Below are 24,841 nucleotides of genomic sequence, written 5' to 3'. Positions count from 1 at the left end.
CACCGCATCGCGCCCGACGAAGGCGGGCCGGCGCGTTTTTGAGTATGATTTCCCATTCATCAGACGGAGTTTTGCCATGTCCACTCTCGACGCGACCGCACCGTCCGCCGCAACCGAAGGCGACGCATCGCTCGTCAGCCTGCCCTGGGTCAAGCAGCTCGTGTCGATGGACACGACGAGCCGCGTGCCGAACCTCGGCCTGATCGAAACGGTGCGCGACGCGCTCGCCGCGAAGGGCATCGCGTCGACGATCACGCACGATCCGCGCGAAGGCTGGGCAAACCTGTTTGCCACCGTGCCCGCGCACGACGGCTCGACCAACGGCGGCATCGTGCTGTCGGGCCACACCGACGTCGTGCCGGTCGACGGCCAGCAATGGGACAGCAACCCGTTCGCGCCGGAAATCCGCGACGGCCGCCTGTACGGCCGCGGCACCTGCGACATGAAAGGCTTCATCGGCGCGGCGCTCGCGCTGCTGCCCGAGATGCAGGCGACGAAGCTCGCGAAGCCGATCCATTTCGCGCTGTCGTACGACGAGGAAATCGGCTGTGCGGGCGCGCCGCTGATGATCGCCGATCTGGTGAAGCGCGGCGTGCAGCCGTCCGGCTGCATCGTCGGCGAGCCGACCAGCATGCGGCCGATCATCGCGCACAAGGGCATCAACGCATACCGCTGCTGCGTGCGCGGCCATGCCGCGCATTCGTCGCTGACGCCGAAGGGGCTCAACGCGATCGAGTATGCGGCGCGCCTCATCTGCCACATCCGCGACATCGCCGAGCGCTTTCGCACCGAAGGCCCGTTCGACGAACTGTACGACGTGCCGTTCACCACCGCGCAGACGAGCACGATCCAGGGCGGCAACGCGATCAACACGGTGCCGGCCGAGTGCCGCTTCGACTTCGAATTCCGCAACCTGCCGACGCTCGACCCCGAGCAAATCTTCACGCGCATCCAAGCGTATGCGCAGGAAACGCTGTTGCCGCAGATGCTTCGCGAACATCCGAACGCCGCGATCGAGTTCTCGAAGATCGCCGCGGCGCCCGGCCTCGACGCGACCGAACAGGCCGCGATCACGCAGCTCGTGCGCGCGCTGACGGCCGACCAGGACAAGCGCAAGGTCGCGTACGGCACCGAGGCCGGCCTGTTCGAGCGCGCGGGCATCCCGAGCGTCGTGTGCGGGCCCGGCAACATCGAGCAGGCGCACAAGCCGAACGAATATGTCGAGCTCGCGCAGCTCGCCGGCTGCGAGCAGTTCCTGCGCAAGTTCATCCGCAGCATGTCGGTCGACGCGCACTGACTGCCTCCCGCCACGCCGGCCCGCGTGCGCGGGCCGGTCCACTCCGCCTCCCGCCACGTCATGTCGACTGAACAGCAAGGCACCGCCCATACGACGATCGACGGCGAGCCGATTCCGACGCTCGACGAAATCGCCGCGCAGCATTTCGCGTTGTCGCCGTGGGTCGCGCGCACGCCCGTGTTCGAGCGCGCCGACCTGCCGTCCCTCGAAGGCACGCACGTCAACTTCAAGTTCGAGCTGCTGCAGGCGAGCGGCAGCTTCAAGGCGCGCGGCGCGTTCACGCACCTGCTCGCGCTCGACGAAGGCCGCAAGAACGCCGGCGTCACCTGCGTGTCGGCCGGCAATCATGCGGCGGCCGTCGCGTATGCGGCGATGCGGCTCGGCAGCAGCGCGAAGGTCGTGATGTTCCATACCGCGAGCCCGACGCGCATCGCGCAATGCAAGCAGTACCGCGCGGAAGTCGTGCTGACGGGCAGCGCGTCGCAGGCGTTCGATCTCGTGCGGCGCATCGAGGCCGAGGAAGGCCGCTTCTTCATTCATCCGTTCAACGGCTATCACACGATCCTCGGCACCGCGACGCTCGGCTACGAATGGGCGACGCAGACGCCGGACCTCGACGCGGTGATCGTGCCGATCGGCGGCGGCGGCCTCGCGGCCGGCATGGCGACCGCGCTGCGACTCGCGAATCCGCGCGTGCGCGTGTACGGCGTCGAGCCGGAAGGCGCCGACGCGATGAGCCGCAGCTTCGCGGCCAATCACACGATCAAGATGAGCGCGATGCAGACGATCGCCGATTCGCTGATGGCGCCGCATACCGAGGAATACAGCTACCAGTTGTGCCGGCGCCACCTCGAGCGCATCGTCACCGTATCCGACGACGCGCTGCGCGCCGCGATGCTGTTCCTGTTCTCGCACCTGAAACTGTCGGTCGAGCCGGCCTGCGCGGCCGCCCTCGCCGCGCTGCTCGGCCCGCTGCGCGAAACGCTGCAGGGCAAGCGCGTCGGCGTGCTGCTGTCGGGCACGAATACCGACCCCGCCACGCTCGGCATGCATCTCGCGCACGCGCAACTGCAGCACTGATCGCGCCGCGCGCCTGCGCAGGCCAACCGAGGGTTATCCCCAGATTATGTTGACAGCCCTGTTGATAACCCGCCGGACACACACGCAAGTGGTTGAGCGTGCAGCGTTTTGCGCGCGCGAAGGTCGATCGTCACGAAATGGGCAGATGCGGCGGCTGGCCGCATGCGCGGCGGCACTCGCACTGCTCGCCGGTTGCGCGGCGCCGCCCTCGTTCACCTCCAGCGCACCACCCGCGTCCTGCACGCCACCGGGCGAAAGCCGCATGCTGCAGGCCGATCTGCTGTTCGGGCGCGACATCGCGGGGCGCGGCCCCGTCACCGATGCCGAACGCGCGGCGTTCCTCGCCGACACGGTCACGCCGCGCTTCCCCGACGGTCTCACCTACTGGGACACGCACGGCCAATGGCGCGATCGTGCGACCGGCGGGGTCACGCACGAAGACAGCTTCGTCATCCGTATCATCGCCGACGATACGCCGGACACGCGCACGCGGCTCGCCGCGATCCGGCAAGCGTACGCCCGGCGATTTCACCAGCAATCGGTCGGCATGACCGTCGTGCCGGCCTGCGCGTCGTTCTGATGCACCGTCTTCCGCCGCCGGCCGCGTAAAAAAACCGGGCGCCCGAAGGCGCCCGTCGCATGGGTGAAGAACAACGTACCGCTCACTTGTTCTCGAACATGTCCATGATCTGCTGTTTCTCCTGCGGCGTGACGGGCGGCGGCGCCAGCCCGGCCGCGCCGGCCGAGCCGAGTGCGTCGTTCGCGCTGATCGCGTTCTCGGCCGGGTTGATGTCGACGTTCGCGACGAAGCCGTTACCCGGCGTGCGATCGGCGTAGTACAGTTCGCCGTCGATCGTGGTCAGCCCGTCCGGCATCGGCATCTGCTGCTCGGGCACGCCGTTCAGCGCGGTGCGCATGTAGTTCACCCAGATCGGCAACGCGAGTTGCGCGCCGAATTCGCGGCTACCGAGGCTCTTCGGCTGGTCGAAGCCCATCCACGCGACCGCGACGAGCGACTGCTGATAGCCGGCGAACCAGCCGTCCTTCGCGTCGTTCGTGGTACCCGTCTTGCCCTGCAGGTCGTTGCGGCCCAGCGCGTTGGTGCCCGCGCCCGTGCCGGCCGTCGCGACCGAATGCAGCAGGCTGTTCATCACGTAAGCGTTGCGGCCTTCGATCGTGCGCGGCGCCGTGCCGCCCGCGACCACCGGCTGCGACTTCTGCAACGGCTGGCCGCGCGCGTCGTCGACTTCGGCGATCAGGTACGGATCGACCTTGTAACCGCCGTTCGCGAACACCGCATAGCCGGTCGCGAGCTGCAGCGGCGTCACGAGGCCCGCGCCGAGCGCCATCGGCAGGTAAGGCGGCGTCTTCGCCGGATCGAAGCCGAAGCGCTGCGTCACGTACTGCTGCGCATACTGCGTGCCGATCGACGCGAGGATCCGGATCGATACCAGGTTCTTCGAACGCTGCAGGCCGGTGCGCATCGTCATCGGGCCGTCGGGCTGGTCGTCGTCCTTCGGCTCCCATGCGGTGCCGCCCGGCACGCTCGGCGGGAAGTACAGCGGCGCGTCGTTGATCATCGTCGCCGGCCCGAGCCCCTTGTCGAGCGACGCCGAATAGATGAACGGCTTGAACGACGAGCCCGGCTGCCGCCATGCCTGCGTCACGTGGTTGAACTTGCTCTTGTTGAAGTCGAAGCCGCCGACGAGCGAGCGGATCGCGCCGTCCTGCGGCGCGATCGCGACGAGCGCGCCTTCGACCTGCGGCAACTGCACGACCTGCCAGCCCGTCTTGCCGTCCTTCAGCACGCGCACGACCGAGCCCGGCTTGATGCGCAGCGCGTTGTTCGCGCGAGGCCCGAGCGCGGCCGATACGAAGCGCAGCCCGGCCGGGCCGATCGTCGTGGTCGCCCCGCCGACGAACTGCACCTCGACCGCGTTCGGCGAGGCGGACAGCACGACCGCCGACTGCAGGTCGCCGTTGTCCGGGTGATCGGCGAGCGCGTCGTCGATCGCCTCGTCGCGCTCGTCGCCGGCCGGCGGCAGGTTGATCGACGCTTCGGGGCCGCGATAGCCGTGACGGCGCTCGTAGTCGAGAATGCCGCGACGCACCGCCTGATACGCGGCTTCCTGGTCGGCCGAGTTGATCGTCGTCGTGACGGTCAGCCCGCGCGTGTAGGTTTCGTCCTTGTATTGCTCGTACATCATCTGCCGCACCATCTCGGCGACGTACTCGCCGTGCACCGCGTACTGGTTGCCCGGCGTGCGCACGTGGATCTCTTCCTTGATCGCTTCGTCGTACTGCGGTTGCGTGATGTAGCCGATGTCGAGCATGCGCTTCAGGATGTATTCCTGACGCACCTTCGCGCGCTTCGGATTGACGACCGGGTTGTACGCGGACGGCGCCTTCGGCAGCCCCGCGAGCATCGCCGCTTCCGCGAGCGTGATGTCCTTCAGGTCCTTGCCGAAATACACGCGCGCCGCGGCCGCGAAGCCGTACGAACGCTGGCCGAGATAGATCTGGTTCATGTACAGCTCGAGAATCTGGTCCTTCGTCAGGGCCTTCTCGATCTTGTACGCGAGCAGCATCTCGTAGATCTTGCGCGTGTAGGTCTTCTCGCTCGACAGGAAGAAGTTGCGCGCGACCTGCATCGTGATCGTGCTCGCGCCCTGGCGCGCGCCGCCGTGCATCAGGTCGGCCACGCCCGCGCGCAGGATGCCGAGGAAGTCGACGCCGCCGTGCTCGTAGAAGCGGTAGTCCTCGATCGCGAGCACGGCCTTCTTCATCACGTCGGGTATGTCCTGGAAGCGCACGAGGCTGCGGCGCTCCTCGCCGAACTCGCCGATCAGTACGTGATCGGCGGTGAACACGCGCAGCGGCACCTTCGGCTGGTAGTTGGTCAGCGCATCGAGCGACGGCAGTTGCGGCGCCATCACGACCAGCGCGTAGCCGACGATCAGCGCGCCGACGACCGCCAGTGTCGCGAACAGGCCGACGAACCACAGCGCGACGCGCGAGCCGAACGTGCGGCGGCGCCCTCCGTCACCTCCGCTGCGCGGCTGCGCACGGCGGCCGTCGTCGCGGTCGTCGTCGGGGTAATAGGCTCCGGACGGCGAACGGCGCAGCGTGTAGTGGGGTTCGTTCCTGTCGGAAGAAGAAGGCGGTCGTTTGATAATTGGCATGTCGGAATGGCGGGCGTACATCGCGCCCTCGGACGCATGCGGAAATGCAAGCGGATGAATCGGAGTGGGTACATCGAGATGCGGCTGTCACGTCGACAGACCCCGCCGCGCGGCGATCCGTTCCCGCGACGTGACAGCGCATTTTAATGAAATCGACCGAGAGCCTTCGCGATTTTTTGTAAAAATTCCCGCAATGCCGTGATTTCCGGAACGTATTGTCGCCATCCTCGGCCTATGATGGACACGCGATACGGCACGCGCGGGCGATTTTCTTTCAGCGGCGAAAGGTTCGACGTCCTGATGCGCGAGCCGCTTGAACTCGCGCGTTTAAGCCGTATTTAAGTGAACCGGTGGTGTAATATCCGCCGGCTCACGCGGGCCGGAACCGGCTCGCGGCGGGCACTGCCGCGGTCACGCGGCGCCTTTCAACCACGGAGGATTTCATGTCGCTTTTCGACTCTATTTCGCGCACGATCAAAGGCCTGCTGAACGACGCGGCCGATTCGGTACAGGATCCGTCGCGCGACGCACGGCAGATCGTGCGGGAGCTCGACGACAGCATCGGCCGTGCCGAGAATTCGCTGATCGAGATCGAGGCACAGGTCGCGACCCAACGCAGCAAGCGCGATGCGGCCGACGACAAGGTGAAGAAGTACGAGGACGGCGCGAAGCGCGCGCTGCAGGGCGGCGACGAAGCGCTCGCCCGCGAGGCGCTCGCCGCGCAGGCGAACGCGGAAGCCGAGCGCGATGCGCTCGCGGCCGAGCTGACGACGCTCGAGCCGTCGGTCGAGAAGCTGAAGGGGCAGATCGCCGACATGCGTCAGCGCCGCAACGACCTGAATGCGCGCTCGAACATCCTGCAGGCCAAGCAGGAAATCGCGCAGGCGAAGGACGTGGCCGCCAGCGCGCTGGGCGGCATCGGCGGCAAGAACCTGTCCGAGGACTTCCAGAAGCTCGAGGACAAGGTCGCGCTGCAGAACGCACGCTCGGACGCGCGCCTGAATTCGGCCGACACGTCGAGCGGCAAGGCGCTCGACGACAAGCTCGCCGCGTTGAACAAGGGCCCGTCGGTCGAGGATCGCCTCGCCGCGCTGAAGAAGCAGCTCGATACGCCCGCGCAGTAACCGCCGCGCGGGCAACCGCGCCGCGCCCCGGCCCGGGTGCGCGGCGCGCACCGATCGTCAGGAGACGGGCGCCTGCGCCCGGTTCGACCATGAAGAAATCCCTCGCCGCACTCGGCCTCTCGCTGATGTTGCTGTCGTCCGCCGCGTTTGCGGTCCCGTCGTTGCAGCAGGTCGAACAATCGATCGCGCAGCGCGACTGGCAACGCGCCGACACGCAGCTGTCGCAAGTCATCGACGCCCATCCGAACAACGCGCACGCGCGCTACCTGTATGCGCAGGTGCTGGACCGCGAAGGTCGCGCGTCCGACGCGCTCGCGCAACTGCAGCGCGCGAAATCGCTCGATCCGCAACTGCGCTTCACCGACGCGTCGCGTTTCGCGCAGACGGAGTCGCGCATTCGCGCCGACGCCGCGCGCGTGAGCGGCAACACGCCGTCGGCCACGCAGGCCGGCACGCTGCAGCCGGGGCTCGCCCCCGCCGTCGCGCCGGCCGACAAGCACGGTCCGTCGACCGGCATGTGGATCGGCCTCGGGCTGATCGTCGCCGTGATCGCGCTGGTACTGCGCTGGACGCTGCGGCGCGCACGCACGGCCGACGACGGCCGCGCCGACGACGAACGCCGCACGCAGCTCAAGCGCGCGACCGACGTGCTGAACGACATCCGGCCGCTGAAGCTCGATGCGAAACTGTCGACCGCGCCCGGCGCCGCGGCGCTGACCGGCGAACTCGAAGCGATCGAGAACGACGCGCGCACGCTCGTCGAGACGCTGTCGAACGGCAAGAATCCGGTGCCGCCGTATCGCGTCGACGAACTCGAACAGCGTCACGCCAGCGTGAAGGCGCGCGTCGAAGGCCGCCCCGACCCGGCCGCGCAGCCCGCGGCGCCGGCGAACGGCAGCGGTTCCGTGTACGCGCAGGAAGCCGACCGCATGACGGGCGCGCAGGGCCAGCCGTATCAGCAACAGCCCTACCCGCCGCAACAACCGTATCCGCAACAGCAGCCGCCCGTCGTGATCCAGCAAGGCGGCGGGTTCGGCGGCGGAATGGGCGGGCTGCTGACCGGCGTGCTGCTCGGCGAAGCGATGTCCGGCGGCCGCGATCGCGTGGTCGAGCGCGACGTGATCGTCGACGGCGAGCATCGCCGGCACGAAGCCGATCCGGGCTTCGATCTCGGCCGCGGCGACGATTCGAACTGGAGCGACGGCAGCGGCGGCGGCGGGATGGATCTCGGCAGCAACGACGACGGCTGGACCGACGACAACACCTGAGCACCCGCGCACCGGGCGTCGACGTGCGTGTCGACACCCGGCACGCACGCCGGGCCCCGCTGCATGACCGGCCGCGCCGACACGCGGATTTGTCAATCATTTCAAGATGGACTACCGGCAATGGGGCACGTTCGCTATCATGCGGCCATCGGCGTGCCACCGACCCTCATTCGACGCAAAGCAATCCAGCGCGTCGCGGCACGCCTCCCTCGCCCCCAACCAGGAGAAAGCCGCTCATGAGCATCATCAAGGAATTCAAGGAGTTCGCCGTCAAGGGCAACGTGATGGATCTCGCCGTCGGCGTGATCATCGGCGGCGCGTTCTCGAAGATCGTCGACTCGGTCGTGAAGGACCTCATCATGCCGGTCATCGGCGTGCTGACCGGCGGCCTGGATTTCTCGAACAAGTTCGTTCTGCTCGGCACCATCCCGCCGTCGTTCAAGGGTAATCCCGATTCGTTCAAGGACCTGCAGGCCGCGGGCGTCGCCGCGTTCGGCTACGGCTCGTTCATTACCGTGGCGATCAATTTCGTGATCCTTGCGTTCATCATTTTCCTGATGGTGAAATTCATCAACAAACTGCGCAAGCCGGAAGAAGCCGCGCCGGCCGCGACGCCGGAAGACACCGTGCTGCTGCGCGAGATCCGCGATTCGCTCAAGCAGCGCTGATCGCCACGCGCTCCGCCCGCCAGGCCCGCCTCGTGCGGGCCTTTTTATTGCGCGCACGATGCACCGCCGCATGCGGCCTATCTCATTTTTTTGTGACGCGCGAATGCACGCGCGGGAAAAGCAGGTCTATGATGGAGACTAAACGACAGTACGGGCGCCAAGACGCTGGCTGTGTCGATCATGGCGAGCAGGTCGACGGGAGACATTGATCGTCGTACTGCACGAATGCAGCATTTTCGTGTGCTATAAAGGATCGACATGCGGCGTACATAGCCGGGAGTGGGTCGCATGAAAGTGCCGCATTTCTTGCAATTGTTTTTGAGGCGAGTGTTTATGTCCTTCCCGAAAAAACGTCGGCGTGTGCAACAGGATGGCCAGGAGTCATTCCTCGCGGTCTTGCGCCACTCGAAACCGTTTGCCCAGCTCGACACCAAGATTGCCCGCGCCCGCGCGCAGGACGAACCCGTCCTCTACGCGCACGTGCTGCCCGGCCTCGACGTGCTCCTGTGCAGCGTACGCGGCGCGCAGCCGCCCTATCCGGCCATCGCCGAGCTGCGCAAGCGCTGCATCGAATCGATCGCCAACGCGCTCGAGCAGCCGCTCGACGGCCTCGAGAACGGCGGATACTGGTACGAAGCCAACGGCTTCGGCTTCCTCGTCTTCGCGAGCCGTGCGCGTGCGCGCATCCTGCCCGAGTTTGGTGCAGGCACGAAAGCCAGCCTGCGCGGCGGCCTCGGCCGCCAGAACGCGGGCGACACGACACCCCGCTCGCTCGGCTGATCCGCCGGTCATTCGATGGGCCGCCTCCGGGCGGCCCATCTGCCATTCACGCGCCCCGCTTGCCGCTCACGACGCCTGCCGACGGCCGGGGTTCGGTCGCACGATGTCGATGAACGCGGCGAAATCGGCGCCGGCAAGCCCCTGCGCGGCGCCGAGCCTCAGCACCTGCTGCACGGTGGCCGACACGGGCATCACCGCGCCCGTGTCGCGAGCGGCGTCCGCGATGGCATCGACATCCTTCTGAAACGTACTCAGCGCGCCGATCGGCGGATGGCCGCCCGACGTCATGCGCGGCACGAACGTCTGCAGCAGCACCGAATCGGCCCAGCCGCCGGCCAGCGCCTCGGCCAGACGCGCGGCGTCGATGCCGCTCGCCTGCGCCAGGCCGACCGCCTCGGCGATCGCGGTGACCGTCGCGGTGACGATCGCCTGGTTGCACAGCTTCGCCGTCTGGCCGGCGCCCGCGTCGCCCATGTGCGTGATGCGCGACGCGTACGTATCGATCAGCGGGCGCACCGCGTCGAGATCGGCCGCGCGGCCGCCGGCCATCACCGCGAGCGTGCCGGCCTGCGCGCCCGGCACGCCGCCGGACACCGGCGCATCGACCCAGCCGACCTCGAGTGCGGCCGCGCGCGCCGCGTAGTCGCGCGTGGCGGCCGGCGGAATGCTTGAATGATCGACGATGCGCTGCAGGCGGCGCGCGCTCGCGTCACCGGAAAGCAGCCCGTGCTCGCCGAACACGACGTCGCCGACCGCCCGGCCGTCGAGGACGCACACGAATACCGTCTCGACGCGCTCGGCCAGCTCGCGCGGCGTGCCGACCACCTGCGCACCGTCCTTCACCAGCGCATCGGCCTTGTCGCGCGAGCGATTCCACACGCCGACGCGATGCCCGGCCGCCAGCAGATGCCGAATCATCGGCGCGCCCATCAATCCCGGTCCGCAAAATCCGACTTCCACGATGTTCCTCGTCTCCGATATGGGTTGCACTTGCCGCCCATCATACCTATCACTCAAGAAGCCGGGCACGGATGGGACCGTTGCGGAACCGTAGCGGGACCGCGCCTTGCACCGGCCCACCATACGAACGTCCCAGGGAGCGCATCATGAGCGACCACGTGTACAAGATGATCGAGCTGACCGGTTCGTCGCGGCAATCGAGCGACGACGCGATCCGCAACGCGATCTCGAAAGCCGGCAAGACGTTGCACAACCTGCACTGGTTCCAGGTGACCGAAACGCGCGGCCACATCGAAGGCGACCAGGTCGTGCACTGGCAGGTCACGCTGAAGGTCGGCATGCGCATCGACGACTGACGCACCCGCCGCCGCCCCTCGCGCCACGCGCCGGATCCGCGCAGTTCGGGTCCGCGCGGCGCCGCGCGCCCCGCCTTCGCCCCCGTTCAGGTCCCTCGTCGCGGCCTGGCCGGCGGGCATCCGCGGGTATCCATCTCTTGACGCTGATTTTCGTTCATATTAAAAACGATATACCCGACCACCCCCTCGATCAGCCCAGCCATATAAACCGGAGATAACATGAGTCAGCAACGCGAGGCGATCGACACGTACCTCTTGCGCGTCTTGCACACCTTGTTGATGGAGCGCAGCGTCACGCGCGCGGCCGTCAAACTGAACCAGTCGCAACCGGCGATCAGCGCCGCGCTGCGGCGCCTGCGCGACATCACCGGCGATCCGCTGCTGGTGCGCGGCAAATCCGGCATGGTGCCGACCGAATACGGGCTGCGCCTGCTCGAGCCCGTGCAGAACGCACTGCGTGAAATCGAGCGCATCAAGTTCCAGCAGCACAATTTCGACCCGGCCACGTCGATCCGCTGCTACCGGATCGGCTGCCCCGACTACCTGAACGTGCTGTTCGTGCCGACGGTCGTCGAACGCTTCCGTCAGGCCGCGCCGAACGCGACGCTCGAGTTCCACTCGCTCGGCCCCGCGTTCGACTACGAGCTCGCGCTGGAGGACGGCAAGCTCGACATCGTCGTCGGCAACTGGCCCGAGCCGCCCGAGCAGCTGCACCTGTCGAATCTGTTCGTCGACGAAATCGTCTGCCTGATGAGCAACACGCACCCGTTCGCCAAGCGCGGCGGGCTCACGCTCGACCAGTACCTGAACGCACCGCATCTCGCGCCGACGCCGTATTCGGTCGGCCAGCGCGGCGCGATCGACGTGCATCTCGCGCGCGAGCGGCTCAAGCGTCATGTGGTCGTCACGCTGCCGTACTTCAACCTCGCGCCTTACGTGCTCGTGAAGTCGGACCTGATCTTCACGACCACGCGGCTGTTCGCCGATCACTACGCGAAGTTCCTGCCGCTGTCGGTCGTGCCCGCACCGCTCGACTTCCCGCCGATGCAGTACTACCAGCTGTGGCACGAGCGCTGCCATTACTCCGACGAAGTGCGCTGGCTGCGCAGCCTCGTCGCCGAAGCCACCCGCACGCTGATCGAGGCGTAATCGCAGACGGCGCGCAGCGCGCGCCGGTCGTGCCGGTCGCACCGTTACGCGGCGGCCCGGTGCGTGGCGCGGCGGGTCGCGGCCGCAACGGCCGCGCGGCTGCTGCGTAGCGTGCGGCGCCACCGCCCCGCCGACGCGTCAGCGCGACGCTTCCACCAGCGCGTGTGCAAGCGCGTTGTGACGCTCGGTCACGGGCGGCAGATCGAGCGTCGCGAGCCGCCCTTCCCGCACCACCACCTTGCCGTTCACCACCGTGTACGCCGTCTGCGACGGCGCACAGAACACGAGCGCCGCGACCGGATCGTGCAGCGCGCCCGCGAACAGCGGCTGACGCAGGTCGAACGCGGCGAAGTCCGCGGCCATGCCGGGTTTCAGTGCGCCGATGTCGTCACGGTTCAACACCTTCGCGCCGCCGAGCGTCGCGATCTCGAGCGCCTCGCGCGCGGTCATCGCATCGGGCCCGAAGCCGACCCGCTGCAGCAGCAGCGCCTGCCGCACTTCCGCGACCATCTGCGCGCCGTCGTTCGACGCGGAGCCGTCGACGCCGAGGCCGACCGGCACGCCCGCGAGCCGCATCTTCTTCACCGGCGCGATGCCGGACGCCAACCGCATGTTCGAACATGGGCAGTGCGCGACGCCCGTGCCGGTACGCGCGAACAGGCCGATGCCCGCCTCGTCGAGTTGCACGCAGTGCGCATGCCACACGTCGTGGCCGACCCAGCCGAGATCTTCCGCATATTCGGCGGGCGTCATCCCGAACTTCTCGCGGCTGTACGCGATATCGTTGACGTTCTCCGCGAGGTGCGTGTGGAGCGACACGCCGTACTCGCGCGCGAGCACGGCCGCGTCGCGCATCAGCTCGCGGCTCACCGAGAACGGCGAGCACGGCGCGACGACCACGCGCAGCATCGCGTAGCGGCCTTCGTCGTGATAGGTCTCGATCAGGCGCTGCGCGTCGCGCAGGATGTCGGGTTCGCGCTCGACGACCGAATCGGGCGGCAGTCCGCCGTCGCGCTGGCCGACGCTCATCGCGCCGCGGCTCGCGTGAAAACGCATGCCGATCCGCTGCGCGGCGCCGATGCTGTCGTCGAGCCGGCTGCCGTTCGGGTAGATGTACAGATGGTCGCTCGACGTCGTGCAGCCCGACTGCAGCAGCTCGGCCATCGCGGTGAGCGTCGACACCTCGATCATCTCGGGCGTCAGATGCGCCCAGATCCGGTACAGGTTCGTGAGCCAGCCGAACAGTTCGGCGTTCTGCGCGGCCGGCACCGCACGCGTGAGGCTCTGGTACATGTGGTGGTGCGTATTCACGAGCCCCGGGATCACGAGGTGGCCGCGCAGGTCGAGCACTTCGTCGGCGGTGTCGGGCAGCTCGGCGGTCGGGCCGACCGCGACGATCCGGTTGTCTTCGATGTAGAGCCCCGCGTCGCGCAACTCGCGGCGCGTGTCGTCCATGGTCACGAGCACGTCGGCGTGCTTGACCAGCAGGGTCGTCGGGCGGGATGAAGAGGAGTTCGGCGCGCGTGCGCCGGCGTGCTGCTCGAGATTCATGCGTTCTCCGCGTCGGTCTGCCTCCAGGGCTGTCCTGGAGGCGGTCACACAGCCGTTCGAACGCTGAATCGCGGCACGCCCCGGTGCCTGCGTCCGTTCGAACGCCCTGGCCCGGTTACCCGGCGTGCTCGCCGTCTTCGGGGTACGCGCCGGCCACGGGCCGACGCGCACGACGGGAGGATCGCCCAGGCGCGCGCCGCGCACAATACGCGATCCGGAATGCCGCCCCTCAGGGATTCGGTATGGTACGCCGCCCGACGCCCCGCCGGGCGCCCCGAGGGGTACCCCGACGGGTGCCCGAAATCCGCGCTCGAAGCCGTTCCGGCGTGCCGTCGACAGCCGCTCATGCGCGGCGCATTATCTTCGATATCGCGCCCGTATTTGCGCGGGGAACCTTTTTACAATGCCTGCACGGCGCTCGCTTCAATCTCGCCGACGGGTATGTAGCCACGTGACGTGGAGCCTCGATCCGCCGCACGGTCAATGGATCGAGTCGCCGCCGAACCTCGCATTCACACAAGGAACAACGAATGGGAAAGCTCACTACCCACGTACTCGATACGGCGCACGGTCGCCCCGGCGCCGCCATCAAGGTGGACCTCTACGCGCTGGACGGCGATTCGCGCCGCGCGATCAAGACCGTGCTGACCAATAGCGACGGCCGCTGCGACGAACCGCTGCTCGAAGGCGCCGCGCTCGCCGCCGGCGAATACGAACTCGTGTTCCATGCCGGCGACTACTTCGCGGCGCTCGGCGTGAAGGTGCCCGAACCCCGCTTCGTCGACCGCGTCGTCCTGCGCTTCGGCATCGCCGACACCGGCTCGCACTACCACGTGCCGCTGCTCGTGTCGCCGTGGTCGTACAGCACCTATCGCGGCAGCTGACAGACGAATCGGCGCCTGCATCAAGACAAACGATCTGAGTCTGGAGGAGTTTCATGGAAGGCTTCATCACCGACTGGCTGAACCTCGCGCTGCGATGGCTGCACGTCATCGTCGCCATCGCGTGGATCGGCGAGTCGTTCTATTTCGTCGCGCTCGACAACAGCCTGAAACCGCCGACCGACCCGAACCAACGCAAGCGCGGCGTGTTCGGCGAGCTGTGGCACGTCCACGGCGGCGGTTTCTACAACATGCAGAAGTACACGGTCGCCCCGCCGGAAATGCCCGACGACCTGCACTGGTCGAAGTGGCCGTCGTACACGACGTGGCTGTCGGGCTTCACGCTGTTCTTCGTGCTGTACCTGCTCGCACCGAACACGTACCTGATCGACAAGAACGTGCTCGACATGGGCCCGGTGGTCGCCGTGGCCTCCGCCCTCGGCTTCCTCGCCGCCGGCTGGATCGTCTACGACTCGCTGTGCCGCATCCTCGGCACCAACGATCGCGTGCTCGGCATCTGCGTCGGCCTGTACGTCGTGATCGCCGCGTACCTCGCGTGCCACATCTTCTCGGGCCGGGCCGCCTACCTGATCGTCGGCGCGATGCTCGCGACGATCATGTCGGCGAACGTGTTCTTCGTGATCATCCCGGGCCAGCGCAAGATGGTCGACAAGATGCTCAAGGGCGAGGAACCGAACCCGATCTACGGCAAGCGCGGCAAGCAGCGTTCGGTGCACAACACGTACTTCACGCTGCCGGTCGTGTTCGCGATGCTGTCGAATCACTATGCGATGACGTACACGAACAAGTTCAACTGGGTCGTGCTCGTGCTGATCATGCTGGCCGGCGCGCTGATTCGCCAGTTCTTCGTGATGCGCCACCGCGGCAAGCAGCTGTGGTACCTGCCGATCGGCGGCGTCGCGCTGCTGTCGGGCGCGCTGGTGTGGACGATGCCGAAGCCGGTCGCCCCGGAAGCGCAAGCGGCCAACGCACCGAAGATCGTGATCAACGACATCATGCCGATCCTGCAGCAGCGCTGCGTCGAGTGCCACTCGTCGAAGCCGACGCTGATGGGCAGCGCGCCCGCGGGCGTGATGTTCGACACGCCGGACGAAGTGTCGAAGAACGCGCAGCGTATCTACGAACAAGCCGTGCGCCTGAAGGCGATGCCGATCGGCAACGTCACGCACATGACCGACGACGAGCGGACGAAGCTCGCCGCGTGGTTCGAGGGCGGCGCCGCGAAGTAAGCGCCCGGTTCGACCGCGCCTGAACGACGGGCCCGCTTCGGCGGGCCTGTTTTTTTGTATACCGCGATGCGGCTCGACGGCGACGTCGAGCCGCACCGGTCAGCCGGCCGAATAGCGCGGCGCGTAGCTCGCCTTGCGCGCGGCAAGCTGCGTCGCCCGCTCCGCCGGCGTGACGTAGCGCGTCGTCGCCGGCAGCACCGAGCGCAGGTCGGCCAGCTTCACGAGCGTCGCATGCGCGGCAGGCGCCGCGCCGGCCGACGTCGCGGATAACCCTTGCCAGCGCAGATTCAGAAAGCCTTCGTGGATGCCCACCGTATCCACCCAGTTGTAGACGCCCGGATCGCTCGGCGATACGACGAACGTGAGCGTACCGTCCGGATTCGCGACCGCCTGGTTGTTGTTCAGCGACTGCGTGTGATTCACGTAGTCGGTCGTGATCAGCCAGCGGCCATAGGCGGGCGCGATGAAGTATTTCGCGCCGCCAAGGCTGACCGTCACCACCAACGCTTCGTCGTCGGCGATCCGGAATGCGCTGTAGGTGGCCGCCTGCGTCGACAGCCGCCCGGCCGAGCCGCCCAGCGATACGGCCGGAATCGTATTGACCGGCTGCGCGTTCGCGAGCGCGTTGTAGCTGGCGAACGTGCTGCCGCCGTTGCCGACCTGCGCGGCCAGCGCGGCGATCATCTCGGCCTTGGTCGGCGCCGCCGTCGACGAAGCGCCGGACACGCGCTCGACCGACAGATCGTCGAATTGCTGCACGCCCCATTCGGCGACGGTATCGCGAATGAAGAACGATGCGGCGACTGCCGGCAACACGACGTGATTGCCGGTACCGTCTCCCGCGCCGGAATCCGCGGTAATCGTGAAGCTGCCGTCCGCACCGACCCGCAGCTGATCGCCGGTCAGGTTCGACAGCGTCGCGTGACGGCTGTCCCACAAGCTGACGTTGCTGTCGACCGGGCCGTCGCGATGCACGTTACCGCGAATCACGTAACGCGCCGTCGGGTCGACCGGAAAGCTGCGATAAATCGTGTCCGGATTGTCGAACGTCGTGCGCGAGCCCGGCACGTCGATGCCGAACCACGTATGCGGCGCGGCGAGTCCGGAGATCACTTTCGGCGCGTTCGGATCACGGTTCGTGATCGCGAGCGCGCTCGACATCGCCGATTCGTCGACGGCCGTCTGCAGATAGGCGAGCGACTCGTCCGGCACGCCGCCCACCGCCTGGGCCGCGGCCAGCCATTGCGCCTTCAGCGCAGCCTTCGCCTGCACGACCGCGGGCGCGGCCACCAGTTCGAGCGCGAGTTTCTCCGCCGCGATCTGATCGGGCGTGGCAAGCGGGTTCGCGCTACGGACCGCGCTCGTGCCGGTACTGGCGACGATGCCGCCGTCGCTGCCGCCGCATGCGGCGAGCGCCAGCACGGCCGCCGCCGCTGTCGCGGCGATCGGGAGTCTTCCGTTCATATCGGGATGTTCGTGGGAGGAGGTTCGAGGATTCGGAACGCATCGGCCCGCCGGGCCGACAAAGCGGTCAAGATACCGGGCTCCCGTGCCGCGACGAACCAACGATATGGAATATGCAAAGTCCTCGCGCGACAACCGTGCAGCGAAATGAAAAAAGCCCGCGCATCGTGCGCGGGCTTCCCGAGTAACGCCGCCGTCGGTTCAGGCCGTCACCGCATCCAGTGCATCCTCGGTGAGCCACAGCGACTCCTGCAGATCCTGCTCGTTCAGGTTCACCCCGTCGCCGCCGCGATCGACGACGATGAAATCGCTCACGCCGCCCAACGCGATCAGCGGGTGATGCCATACGCCCTTCGCGTAGTTGACGCCCTGCCAGCCGCTCGTCACGAATGCGCGGATCTTCGCCGGATCGAGTTCGCCCGCGGGCGCGACGACGACGAGATACGGCTGGTCGTTCAGCGGCACGAACGCCTGGCTGCCGAGCGGATGGCGCTCGAGCATCTTCACCTCGAACGGCAGCGTGCGCGGCTGGCCGCGGAACAGGTTGACGAGCGTGCGACCGCCTTCATCGGTCACGTCGACTTTCGCGAGATCGTGAAAGCGGATCGTCGTGCCGAGGTTGATCGGGATCTGCTTGGCCCCTTCCGTTTCGATCACGTCGCCGAACGGCGCGAATGCTTCCTTGGTCAGCGGTTCGATGGCAAGCGTCTTCATTTGTCGAGCGTCCCCCACAGTCGCAGGCGCGACACGCCGCCGTCCGGAATGATGTTCAGCCGCACGTGCGTGACGGGGCCGAGCGACGCGACGTCGTGTTCGAAGTAGTGCTGCTTGTCCATCTGCAGCTTCTGCTCGCCGAGCAGCACCGGCCAGAACATCGACTGCGTGATCAACGAGCTGTCCGTGCCGCCCGACACGTAGGCGGCCTGGATCGAGCAGCGATCCGGGTAGTTGCCCTTGAAGAACGCGGTATCGACTTCGATCTTGCGGATCACGCCCGGGTGCGCGAGCGCGATGATCGCCCAGTCGTTGCCCGGTTCGCGGCGGCGGCGGGTTTCCCAGCCGTCGCCCATGTTCACGCCGCGGCCCGGCAGCAGCAGATTCGACGCGACGCCGAAGTGCTGGTTGTTCGCCGCCACCACGTAACCGCCGTTTTCCATCGCCGCGAGGTCGAACTGCTCGGTCGCGCTCGCACCGGCCCAGTCGAGCTGCGGCTGGCCGTACACGCGCAGGCGCGCGATGCCGCCGTCCGGGTAGATGTTCACGCGCAGGTGCGTGAACGCGCGCGCGTCGCTCGCTTCGACGTAGTGATGGCTGTTGCCTTGCAGCGTGGTCGACGCGACGATCTCGACCCACTCGGTCGCCTGCGTCGGCGCGCCGTCGGCCACGAACGCGGCCTCGATCGACGCAGCCGGCGGGAAGTTGCCGGTGAAGTGGCTCGTGTCGATGTCGAAGCCCTTGATCACGCCGGGGCGCGCGAGCTTGACGATGCACCAGTCGTAGCCGGTCGTGCGCTTGCGGCGCGTCTCCCAGCCGTCCATCCACTTGCCGTGGTCGTCGTACTTGCCGGGGATGAAGACGGCCGGCTCGGGGTTCAGCATCCGGTCCTTCGGCGCGAAGAAATCGTCGCTGGCCTCGAGCGCCTGCGCACCGAGACGCGGGTCGGCAAGATTCACGTAGCGCCGCGTGAAATCGGGTGCGTTCGGATCGAGAAGCGGAACAGCCATGATGTTTCCTTGTTTCAGTGAGGCGATCGGGCCGCTGCGACGCAGCAGGCCGTTGCGGTGTCGGGCGGCGGTGTCAGGCGTCGATCAGGTCGTCGAGGCGAAAGCGCGCGATCCGGTAGATCTGGTCGAGGCTCGCGCGCAGCTCCTCGGCGCGCGAATGATTCACGCGCGACTCGAAGTTCGCGATGATGCCGTGGCGGTCGTAGCCGCGCACCGCGAGGATGAACGGGAAGCCGAACTTCTCGCGATACGTGCGGTTCAGCGTCAGCAGCTTGTCGAATTCTTCCTGCGTGCACTGGTCGAGGCCCGCGCCGCTTTGCTCGCGGGTCGACTCGGCCGTCAGTTCGCCGCGCACGGCGGCCTTGCCGGCCAGCTCCGGGTGGGCGTTGATCAGCGCGAGCTGGCGCGCTTCGCCGCTGGTTTCCACCGCATCCGACATCGTCTTGTGCAGCGCGTCGATGCTCGCGAACGGCCGCTCGCCCGCGGCGACCTCGGCCACCCACGGCGAATGTTCGAAAATCCCCGACAACGCCGCGACGAATGCGCTCGGCGCCATCGTGTTCAGTTGTTCCAACGTGTAGCGCATCGCCTTCATGCTTTCCCTTCGTTTCGATGATTGGGCTGATACGGATGATGTTCACGCCAGTGACGCGCGATATCGACACGGCGCGTCACCCATACGCGATCGTGCTTCTCGATGTGATCGAGGAAACGCTGCAGCCCGCGGAACCGGCCCGGCCGGCCGAGCAGCCGGCAATGCATGCCGATCGACAGCATCTTCGGCGCCTCGTCGCCCTCCGCGTACAGCACGTCGAATGCGTCGCGCAGGTAGTGGAAGAAGTGATCGCCGGTGTTGAAGCCCTGCGGCGTCGCGAAACGCATGTCGTTCGTGTCGAGCGTGTACGGCACGATCAGTTGCGGCGACGTGCGCCCGCCCGACACCTCGACGTCCATCCAGAACGGCAGGTCGTCGCCGTAGTTGTCGGAGTCGTACAGGAAGCCGCCGTATTCGGCGACCAGGCGGTGCGTGTTCGGGCTGTCGCGGCCGGTATACCAGCCGAGCGGGCGCTCGCCCGTCACGCGCTCGATCGCTTCCATCCCGAGGCGCATGTGTTCGGCTTCGAGTTCCGGCGTCATGCTCTGGTAGTGAATCCAGCGCCAGCCGTGGCACGCGATTTCATGGCCGAGCTCGACGAATGCGCGCGCGAGCTCCGGATGACGCTCGATCGCCATGCCGACGCCGAATACCGTCAGCGGCAACCCGCGCTTCTCGAATTCGCGCAGGATGCGCCACACGCCGGCCCGCGACCCGTATTCGTAGATCGACTCCATGCTCATGTGGCGGTCCGGATACGCGGCCGCGCCGACGATTTCGGACAGGAACTGCTCGGAGCCCGGATCGCCGTGCAGCACGCAGTTCTCGCCGCCCTCCTCGTAATTCAGCACGAATTGCACGGCGACGCGGGCACGCCCCGGCCAGTTCGCCTGAACGGGATGGCGGCCGTAGCCGATCAGGTCGCGAGGATAGTTGGGATCGAGTGACATGGTTCGAAAGGCAACGAAAGCGGGCCGAGTGAGCAGGCTGAAATATAGGGTTCGCATCGACTGCGCGGCGCCCGGAGGCGGGCCGCACCAGCCGATGCGACGACGGCCCAGTGTAGCGAAAACGTTCATACGCGCCCATACAGCGGCGCAGATAGTGCGTGTCAGACGGTGTGTATGTGCGGGCGCGGCAAATCCGCGACCGGTTCCGCCGCCTCCCCGTCCGGCGGGCTGAAGCGGGCGAACGCACCGTCGTAGCGCTTCGGCAGCGGCCGCGCGTAGTCGCCGCGCTTCGCGGTCGCGAGGCGCAACGCGACGAGCGCCTCGGCCCACTTGACGGCCGCCGTGACGCCCTCGACCACCGGCGCACCGATCTGCTGCTCGATCTCGTGCGCGAATTCGGCCATCCCCGCGCAGCCGAGCACGATCGCGTCGGCGCCGTCCTCGTCGAGCGCGCGCCGGCATTCGTCGACGATGATCCGGCGCGCGGCCGAGCCGGGCCGGTCGAGTTCGAGCACCGCGACGTCGGTCGCGCGCACGTTGCGGCAGAACCGCTTCATCCCGTAGCGCTCCGCGAGGTGCCACGCCATCCCGCAGGTGCGCGCGAGCGTCGTGACGACCGAGAAGCCCGGCGCGAGCACGCTCGCCGCATGCATCGCGGCCTCGGCGATGCCGATCACCGGCCCGCGCGCGAGCTCGCGCGCCGCATACAGGCCCGGATCGCCGAAACACGCGATCACGTATGCGTCGCAGCCGTCGCGCTCGCCCTGAGCGATCTCGGCGAGCAGCCCCGGCGTCGCGAGCGCCTCGTCGTAATACCCTTCGATCGACGGCGGCCCCATCGGCGGACTCACGGCCACGATCTCCGTGCCGGCGGCCGCGACCTCGCGCGCGCAGCGGCCCATCGCGTCGGTCATCCGCTGCGTCGTATTCGGATTGATCAGTCGGATCTTCATCGCAGGCTCCTTACGCCTTCGCGCCTGCAAGCAGCCGGTAGAACCCGAAGCCGAGCCCCGCGCCGATGAACCACGAGAAATTCGCGACGCCCTGCCAGCCCGGCACCATCACGCACACGACCGCGATCACCGCGGCCGGCAGCAGTGCGGCGAGCGCGCGGCGGTTCACGCCGCCCGTGTACCAGTACGCGCCGCTTTCCGACATCGTGTACAGGTCGTCGCGCACGAGGCGGCCGCGCTTGACGAGGTAGAAGTCGGCGATCAGCACGCCGTACAGCGGGCCGATGAACGCGCCGAGCACGTCGAGCGTGTAATGGATCACCGCCGGATTGTTGAACAGGTTCCACGGCGTGATGAAGATCGACGCGACGGCGGCGAGCATCCCGCCCGCGCGCCAGCTGATCAGGCGCGGCGCGACGTTCGAGAAATCGAACGCGGGCGATACGAAGTTCGCGACGATGTTGATGCCGATCGTCGCGATCGTGAACGTCAGCGCGCCGAGGATCACCGCGGTCGGATGGTCGATGCGGCCGACCGTCTCGACCGGGTCGGTGATCAGTTCGCCGAACACCGGCAGCGTCGCGGCGGTGGTGATCACCGTGACGAGCGAGAACGCGAGGAAGTTGACGGGCAGCCCCCAGAAATTGCCGCGCTTCACGTCGCCGAACGAGCGGCAGTAGCGCGAGAAGTCGCCGAAGTTGAGCATCGGCCCGGAGAAGTACGACACGACGAGCGACACGGCGGTGATCATCACCGGAATCACTTCCGCGCCGTGATACTTGACGCCGCCGAGGTTGATGCCGATGTTGCGCCAACCCGCGCGCCACACCATGTAGCCGGCCAGGATGAACATCACGACATAGACGGCCGGACCCGCAAAGTCGATGAACTTCTTGATCGTCTCCATCCCGTTCCAGAACACGAACGCCTGGAGCACCCACAGCAGCATGAAGCCGGCCCAGCCGACCGCCGACAGCCCGAGGAAGCCGTAGCGATGGACGTCCGCATACGGCAGCCACTGCGGAAAGAATTTCAGCACGACGATCACGAGCGCGCTCGACGCGAGATAGGTCTGGATGCCGTACCACGCGATCGCGATCAGCCCGCGGATCACGGCCGGCACGTTCGCGCCGAGCACGCCGAAGGTCGCGCGGCACGCGACCGGATACGGCACGCCGATCTGCTGGCTCGGCCGCGCGATGAGGTTGCACAGCGCGTTCACGAGACCGATGCCGACGATCAGCGCGATCAGCACCTGCCAGCTCGTCAGTCCGAGCGCGAACAGGCTGCCCGCGAACACGTAGCCGCCGACGCTGTGCACGTCCGACATCCAGAACGCGAAGATGTTGTACGCGCCCCATGTCTGATTTTTAAGGGGTGCCAAATCTTCGTTGTACAGACGTTCGCTGTAACCGTCCGGCAATGCCGGACCGCCGCCCTCGCCGCCTTCTTCCGCCGGATAGGCGCTGTCGTGCGCCACACTGAATTGAGCCATGACTTCTCCTTGACGCGGCCGGCAGGCCGCTCCACCGTCATCGATATCGCTCCGGATCGTCGTCCGGAGTCGGACCAGCGACCCGCGGCAAACACCGTGGGCCTGCATTGCTCTCGTCGTGTGGCGCGCGGCCGGGTTCGCGTCGCCGCTCAGGCGCCGCCGAACACTTCGCGCAAATCGACCTGCCCTTGCGCGGGCCGGTCCAGCATCTTCAGTTCGACATGCTGCAGGTGGCGCGCCATCAGCGTCACCGCCTGCTTCGGATCGCCCGCCTCCAGTGCGGCGAGGATCTCGTCGTGGTCGTCGCACGAGCACGGGCTGCGCCCGTGCGATTCGTACAGCGCCGACATCAGCGTCGAGCGTGCGACGAGCCCTTCGAGGCACTCGCTGAGCGTCGCATTGCCCATCAGCGTCGCGAGCGCCGTATGGAATTCGCCCGACAGCCGGATCCACGCCGCGAAGTCGTGCCGCTCGAACGCCTTGCGTTCCTTGTCGATCAGCGCCGCGACGCCCTTCAGCCGCTTGGCGCCGGGGCCGGTCGCGAGCCGCTCGACCACGGCCAGCTCGATGATCCGGCGCATCTCGAACACTTCGTGCACGTCCTGCAGCGACGGGCTCGCGACGAACGCGCCGCGGTTCGGCTCGAGGTCGACCAGTTTGTCGGTCGCGAGCTGCGCGAGCGCCTGGCGGATCGTCCCGCGCTTCACGCCGAACACCTCGCAGAGCTGCGCCTCCGTCAGCTTCGCGCCGGGCGCGAGCCGATGCTCGAGGATCGCGGTGCGGATGCGCTCGGCGATCGCTTCGGGACCGGCTGCGCCGGACGGATGGGAATCGGGCTCGTTCATGATCTGCATCGTGTGATGGTCCTCATCCTAGGATGGACATAAAGATTGTCAACAATTCTTTTGCGAGATTTCGCACGATCGGCGTGCGTCGGCGCGTCTCCATTCGGTGCAACGCGCACGGAATCCATGCACGACAAGCGTGTCAGGCAATACGGAGGCCCTTCTCGTCGTATACCCTCCCGGCCATTTTGTTGACAAAAATGGTGCAAAATCAAACGTGGATCGTGTGGACGTCGACGAAAAATATTGACCGTTAGTTGCGCATTTACATAAAGAAAAAGGCGGGGAAACCCGCCTTTCGAATCGATCGCACCGGCATCAGCCGAGATGCGGATAGTCCGACAGCGTCAGCCGGAACCCGTGCGCATTCGCGACCAGTTGCGCCTGCGCACCGAACGGCAGCGTCAACAGGTCGGGCACATGGCCGAACTGGAGCCCCGTGACGACCGGAATCCCGACCACCGCGCGCACCTGGTCGATCATCGCCTGCATGTCGTAGCCGTTGTCGTACTCGAACGGCCGCGCACCGGTGAACTGGCCGAGCACGAGCGCCTGCTGGCGCGCGAGCAGCCCCGACAGGTGCAGTTGATAGATCATCCGCTCGATCCGGAACGGCTGCTCGTTGACGTCTTCGATGAACAAGATGCCGCCCTCGATGTCGGGCATGTACGGCGTGCCGACCAGCGACGTGAGGATCGCGAGGTTGCCGCCCCACAGCGTGCCCGTCACGTTCACCGTCTGCACCTGCGGTGCGTCGGCGACGATCGTCGTGCTCGGCTGCGTCAGCGTCTGCCAGAAATGCTGCATCGTGAAGTCGCTCGGCGTTTCCGCGCCGAAATCGGCCGACAGCATCGGGCCGCCGAACGTCTTGATGCGCGCCTTCGCGTACAGCGCCAGCTGGATCGCCGTGAAGTCGCTGTGGCCGACGAGCGCGATCGGCTGGTCGCGCAGCCGGCGCTCGAGCCCGCGATAGTCGAGCCCGTGCAGGATGCGCGCGGCGCCGTAGCCGCCGCGCACCGCGAGCGCGATGTCCGGCAGCGGCCGCTCGGGATCGGCGAGGCGGTTCAGATCGCTCGCCCGCTCGCCGTCGGTGCCGCCGAAACGCTGGAAGCGCCGCTGCGTCGCCTCGATGTTCTCGATGCGTTGCTGTGCGCTGCTGAGGCGCTCGAGCGCGCGGTTGATCGCGTCGGGGTCGTGCGGATAGCCGGACGGCGCCAGCAGGCGGATGGTGTAGGACGCGGCGGGCTGGAAGGACATGGCGAAAGGTGT

23 protein-coding genes are annotated in these 24,841 nt (G+C 67.3%); 11 read left to right on the top strand and 12 right to left on the bottom strand.

Annotated elements, in window-relative coordinates:
* Nucleotides 1-76 precede the first annotated feature (76 nt).
* The 3 genes from argE (at nt 77) to WT53_RS27720 (ending at nt 2,957) form a co-directional block, all read left to right on the top strand.
* Nucleotides 77-1,297 carry an acetylornithine deacetylase gene (gene argE, locus WT53_RS27730; RefSeq protein ID WP_034207564.1) on the top strand — a complete coding sequence of 407 codons (1,221 nt, stop codon included), beginning with the start codon at nt 77-79 and terminating at the stop codon, nt 1,295-1,297.
* A gap of 60 nt (nt 1,298-1,357) precedes the next feature.
* Entirely contained in the window at nt 1,358-2,377 is a 1,020-nt protein-coding gene (locus tag WT53_RS27725; protein ID WP_034207565.1) for a threonine/serine dehydratase, read from the top strand.
* A gap of 145 nt (nt 2,378-2,522) precedes the next feature.
* Nucleotides 2,523-2,957: a DUF3574 domain-containing protein gene (locus WT53_RS27720; RefSeq protein WP_034207566.1), complete on the top strand. Its 435-nt coding sequence runs from the start codon at nt 2,523-2,525 to the stop codon at nt 2,955-2,957.
* An 82-nt stretch (nt 2,958-3,039) separates the two neighbouring features.
* Here WT53_RS27720 and WT53_RS27715 read toward each other — a convergent pair whose 3' ends face one another.
* Nucleotides 3,040-5,559, bottom strand: coding sequence for a penicillin-binding protein 1A (locus WT53_RS27715; protein ID WP_060262382.1), 2,520 nt, complete (start codon nt 5,557-5,559; stop codon nt 3,040-3,042).
* Nucleotides 5,560-6,002: 443 nt separating this feature from the next.
* On the opposite strand from WT53_RS27715, the gene WT53_RS27710 reads away from it, so the two are divergent.
* The 4 genes from WT53_RS27710 (at nt 6,003) to WT53_RS27695 (ending at nt 9,399) form a co-directional block, all read left to right on the top strand.
* Nucleotides 6,003-6,683, top strand: a complete 681-nt coding sequence (locus WT53_RS27710) for a PspA/IM30 family protein (RefSeq protein WP_034207567.1) — start codon at nt 6,003-6,005, stop codon at nt 6,681-6,683.
* Between the two features lie 89 nt (nt 6,684-6,772).
* Nucleotides 6,773-7,951 (top strand): lipopolysaccharide assembly protein LapB, encoded by a 1,179-nt coding sequence (locus tag WT53_RS27705; protein ID WP_034207568.1) that lies wholly within the window; start codon nt 6,773-6,775, stop codon nt 7,949-7,951.
* Nucleotides 7,952-8,187: 236 nt separating this feature from the next.
* Nucleotides 8,188-8,619: a large conductance mechanosensitive channel protein MscL gene (gene mscL, locus WT53_RS27700; protein ID WP_034207569.1), complete on the top strand. Its 432-nt coding sequence runs from the start codon at nt 8,188-8,190 to the stop codon at nt 8,617-8,619.
* A 333-nt stretch (nt 8,620-8,952) separates the two neighbouring features.
* The gene (locus WT53_RS27695) at nt 8,953-9,399 is read left to right on the top strand and encodes a hypothetical protein (RefSeq protein WP_179949053.1); all 447 of its coding nucleotides are present in this window, start codon (nt 8,953-8,955) and stop codon (nt 9,397-9,399) included.
* A 66-nt stretch (nt 9,400-9,465) separates the two neighbouring features.
* Here the strand turns inward: WT53_RS27695 and WT53_RS27690 are convergent, their stop codons facing one another.
* Nucleotides 9,466-10,359, bottom strand: a complete 894-nt coding sequence (locus WT53_RS27690; RefSeq protein WP_034207571.1) for an NAD(P)-dependent oxidoreductase — start codon at nt 10,357-10,359, stop codon at nt 9,466-9,468.
* A gap of 146 nt (nt 10,360-10,505) precedes the next feature.
* Here WT53_RS27690 and WT53_RS27685 point away from each other — a divergent pair, with 146 nt between their 5' ends.
* Together WT53_RS27685 and WT53_RS27680 are read left to right on the top strand one after the other, a co-directional pair.
* Complete coding sequence (locus WT53_RS27685) at nt 10,506-10,715, top strand: dodecin (RefSeq protein ID WP_006493215.1); 210 nt, start codon at nt 10,506-10,508, stop codon at nt 10,713-10,715.
* 219 nt (nt 10,716-10,934) lie between these two features.
* The gene (locus WT53_RS27680; RefSeq protein ID WP_006762467.1) at nt 10,935-11,864 is read left to right on the top strand and encodes a LysR substrate-binding domain-containing protein; all 930 of its coding nucleotides are present in this window, start codon (nt 10,935-10,937) and stop codon (nt 11,862-11,864) included.
* Between the two features lie 138 nt (nt 11,865-12,002).
* Here WT53_RS27680 and WT53_RS27675 read toward each other — a convergent pair whose 3' ends face one another.
* Nucleotides 12,003-13,415, bottom strand: coding sequence for an 8-oxoguanine deaminase (locus WT53_RS27675; protein WP_034207572.1), 1,413 nt, complete (start codon nt 13,413-13,415; stop codon nt 12,003-12,005).
* A 530-nt stretch (nt 13,416-13,945) separates the two neighbouring features.
* On the opposite strand from WT53_RS27675, the gene uraH reads away from it, so the two are divergent.
* Both uraH and WT53_RS27665 read left to right on the top strand, forming a co-directional pair.
* Nucleotides 13,946-14,299, top strand: coding sequence for a hydroxyisourate hydrolase (gene uraH, locus WT53_RS27670; protein ID WP_027784716.1), 354 nt, complete (start codon nt 13,946-13,948; stop codon nt 14,297-14,299).
* Between the two features lie 53 nt (nt 14,300-14,352).
* Nucleotides 14,353-15,546 (top strand): urate hydroxylase PuuD, encoded by a 1,194-nt coding sequence (locus WT53_RS27665; RefSeq protein WP_034207573.1) that lies wholly within the window; start codon nt 14,353-14,355, stop codon nt 15,544-15,546.
* Nucleotides 15,547-15,645: 99 nt separating this feature from the next.
* On the opposite strand, the gene WT53_RS27660 is transcribed toward WT53_RS27665, so the two are convergent.
* From WT53_RS27660 to ldcA, 9 genes are all read right to left on the bottom strand, one after another.
* Complete coding sequence (locus WT53_RS27660) at nt 15,646-17,010, bottom strand: hypothetical protein (protein ID WP_052100308.1); 1,365 nt, start codon at nt 17,008-17,010, stop codon at nt 15,646-15,648.
* A 201-nt stretch (nt 17,011-17,211) separates the two neighbouring features.
* On the bottom strand, nt 17,212-17,724 hold the full coding sequence (locus WT53_RS27655; RefSeq protein WP_034207574.1) for an ureidoglycolate lyase: 513 nt from the start codon (nt 17,722-17,724) through the stop codon (nt 17,212-17,214).
* The gene (alc, locus tag WT53_RS27650) at nt 17,721-18,734 is read right to left on the bottom strand and encodes an allantoicase (protein WP_034207575.1); all 1,014 of its coding nucleotides are present in this window, start codon (nt 18,732-18,734) and stop codon (nt 17,721-17,723) included. Before alc ends, WT53_RS27655 begins: the two co-directional genes overlap by 4 nt.
* Nucleotides 18,735-18,807: 73 nt before the next feature.
* The gene (gene uraD, locus WT53_RS27645; RefSeq protein ID WP_034207576.1) at nt 18,808-19,329 is read right to left on the bottom strand and encodes a 2-oxo-4-hydroxy-4-carboxy-5-ureidoimidazoline decarboxylase; all 522 of its coding nucleotides are present in this window, start codon (nt 19,327-19,329) and stop codon (nt 18,808-18,810) included.
* Nucleotides 19,326-20,279, bottom strand: coding sequence for an allantoinase PuuE (puuE, locus tag WT53_RS27640; protein ID WP_034207577.1), 954 nt, complete (start codon nt 20,277-20,279; stop codon nt 19,326-19,328). Before puuE ends, uraD begins: the two co-directional genes overlap by 4 nt.
* Nucleotides 20,280-20,440: 161 nt before the next feature.
* Nucleotides 20,441-21,232 carry an aspartate/glutamate racemase family protein gene (locus WT53_RS27635; RefSeq protein ID WP_034207578.1) on the bottom strand — a complete coding sequence of 264 codons (792 nt, stop codon included), beginning with the start codon at nt 21,230-21,232 and terminating at the stop codon, nt 20,441-20,443.
* 10 nt (nt 21,233-21,242) lie between these two features.
* Entirely contained in the window at nt 21,243-22,727 is a 1,485-nt protein-coding gene (locus tag WT53_RS27630; protein WP_034207579.1) for an NCS1 family nucleobase:cation symporter-1, read from the bottom strand.
* 149 nt (nt 22,728-22,876) lie between these two features.
* Nucleotides 22,877-23,581, bottom strand: a complete 705-nt coding sequence (locus tag WT53_RS27625; RefSeq protein ID WP_034207580.1) for a GntR family transcriptional regulator — start codon at nt 23,579-23,581, stop codon at nt 22,877-22,879.
* 309 nt (nt 23,582-23,890) lie between these two features.
* Complete coding sequence (gene ldcA, locus WT53_RS27620; protein ID WP_034207581.1) at nt 23,891-24,829, bottom strand: muramoyltetrapeptide carboxypeptidase; 939 nt, start codon at nt 24,827-24,829, stop codon at nt 23,891-23,893.
* Between the last annotated feature and the right edge of the window lie 12 nt (nt 24,830-24,841).

The sequence above is a fragment of the Burkholderia sp. MSMB2157WGS genome (assembly GCF_001532755.1).
Lineage (GTDB): Bacteria > Pseudomonadota > Gammaproteobacteria > Burkholderiales > Burkholderiaceae > Burkholderia.
This window is presented reverse-complemented; position numbering and strand designations above follow the sequence as displayed.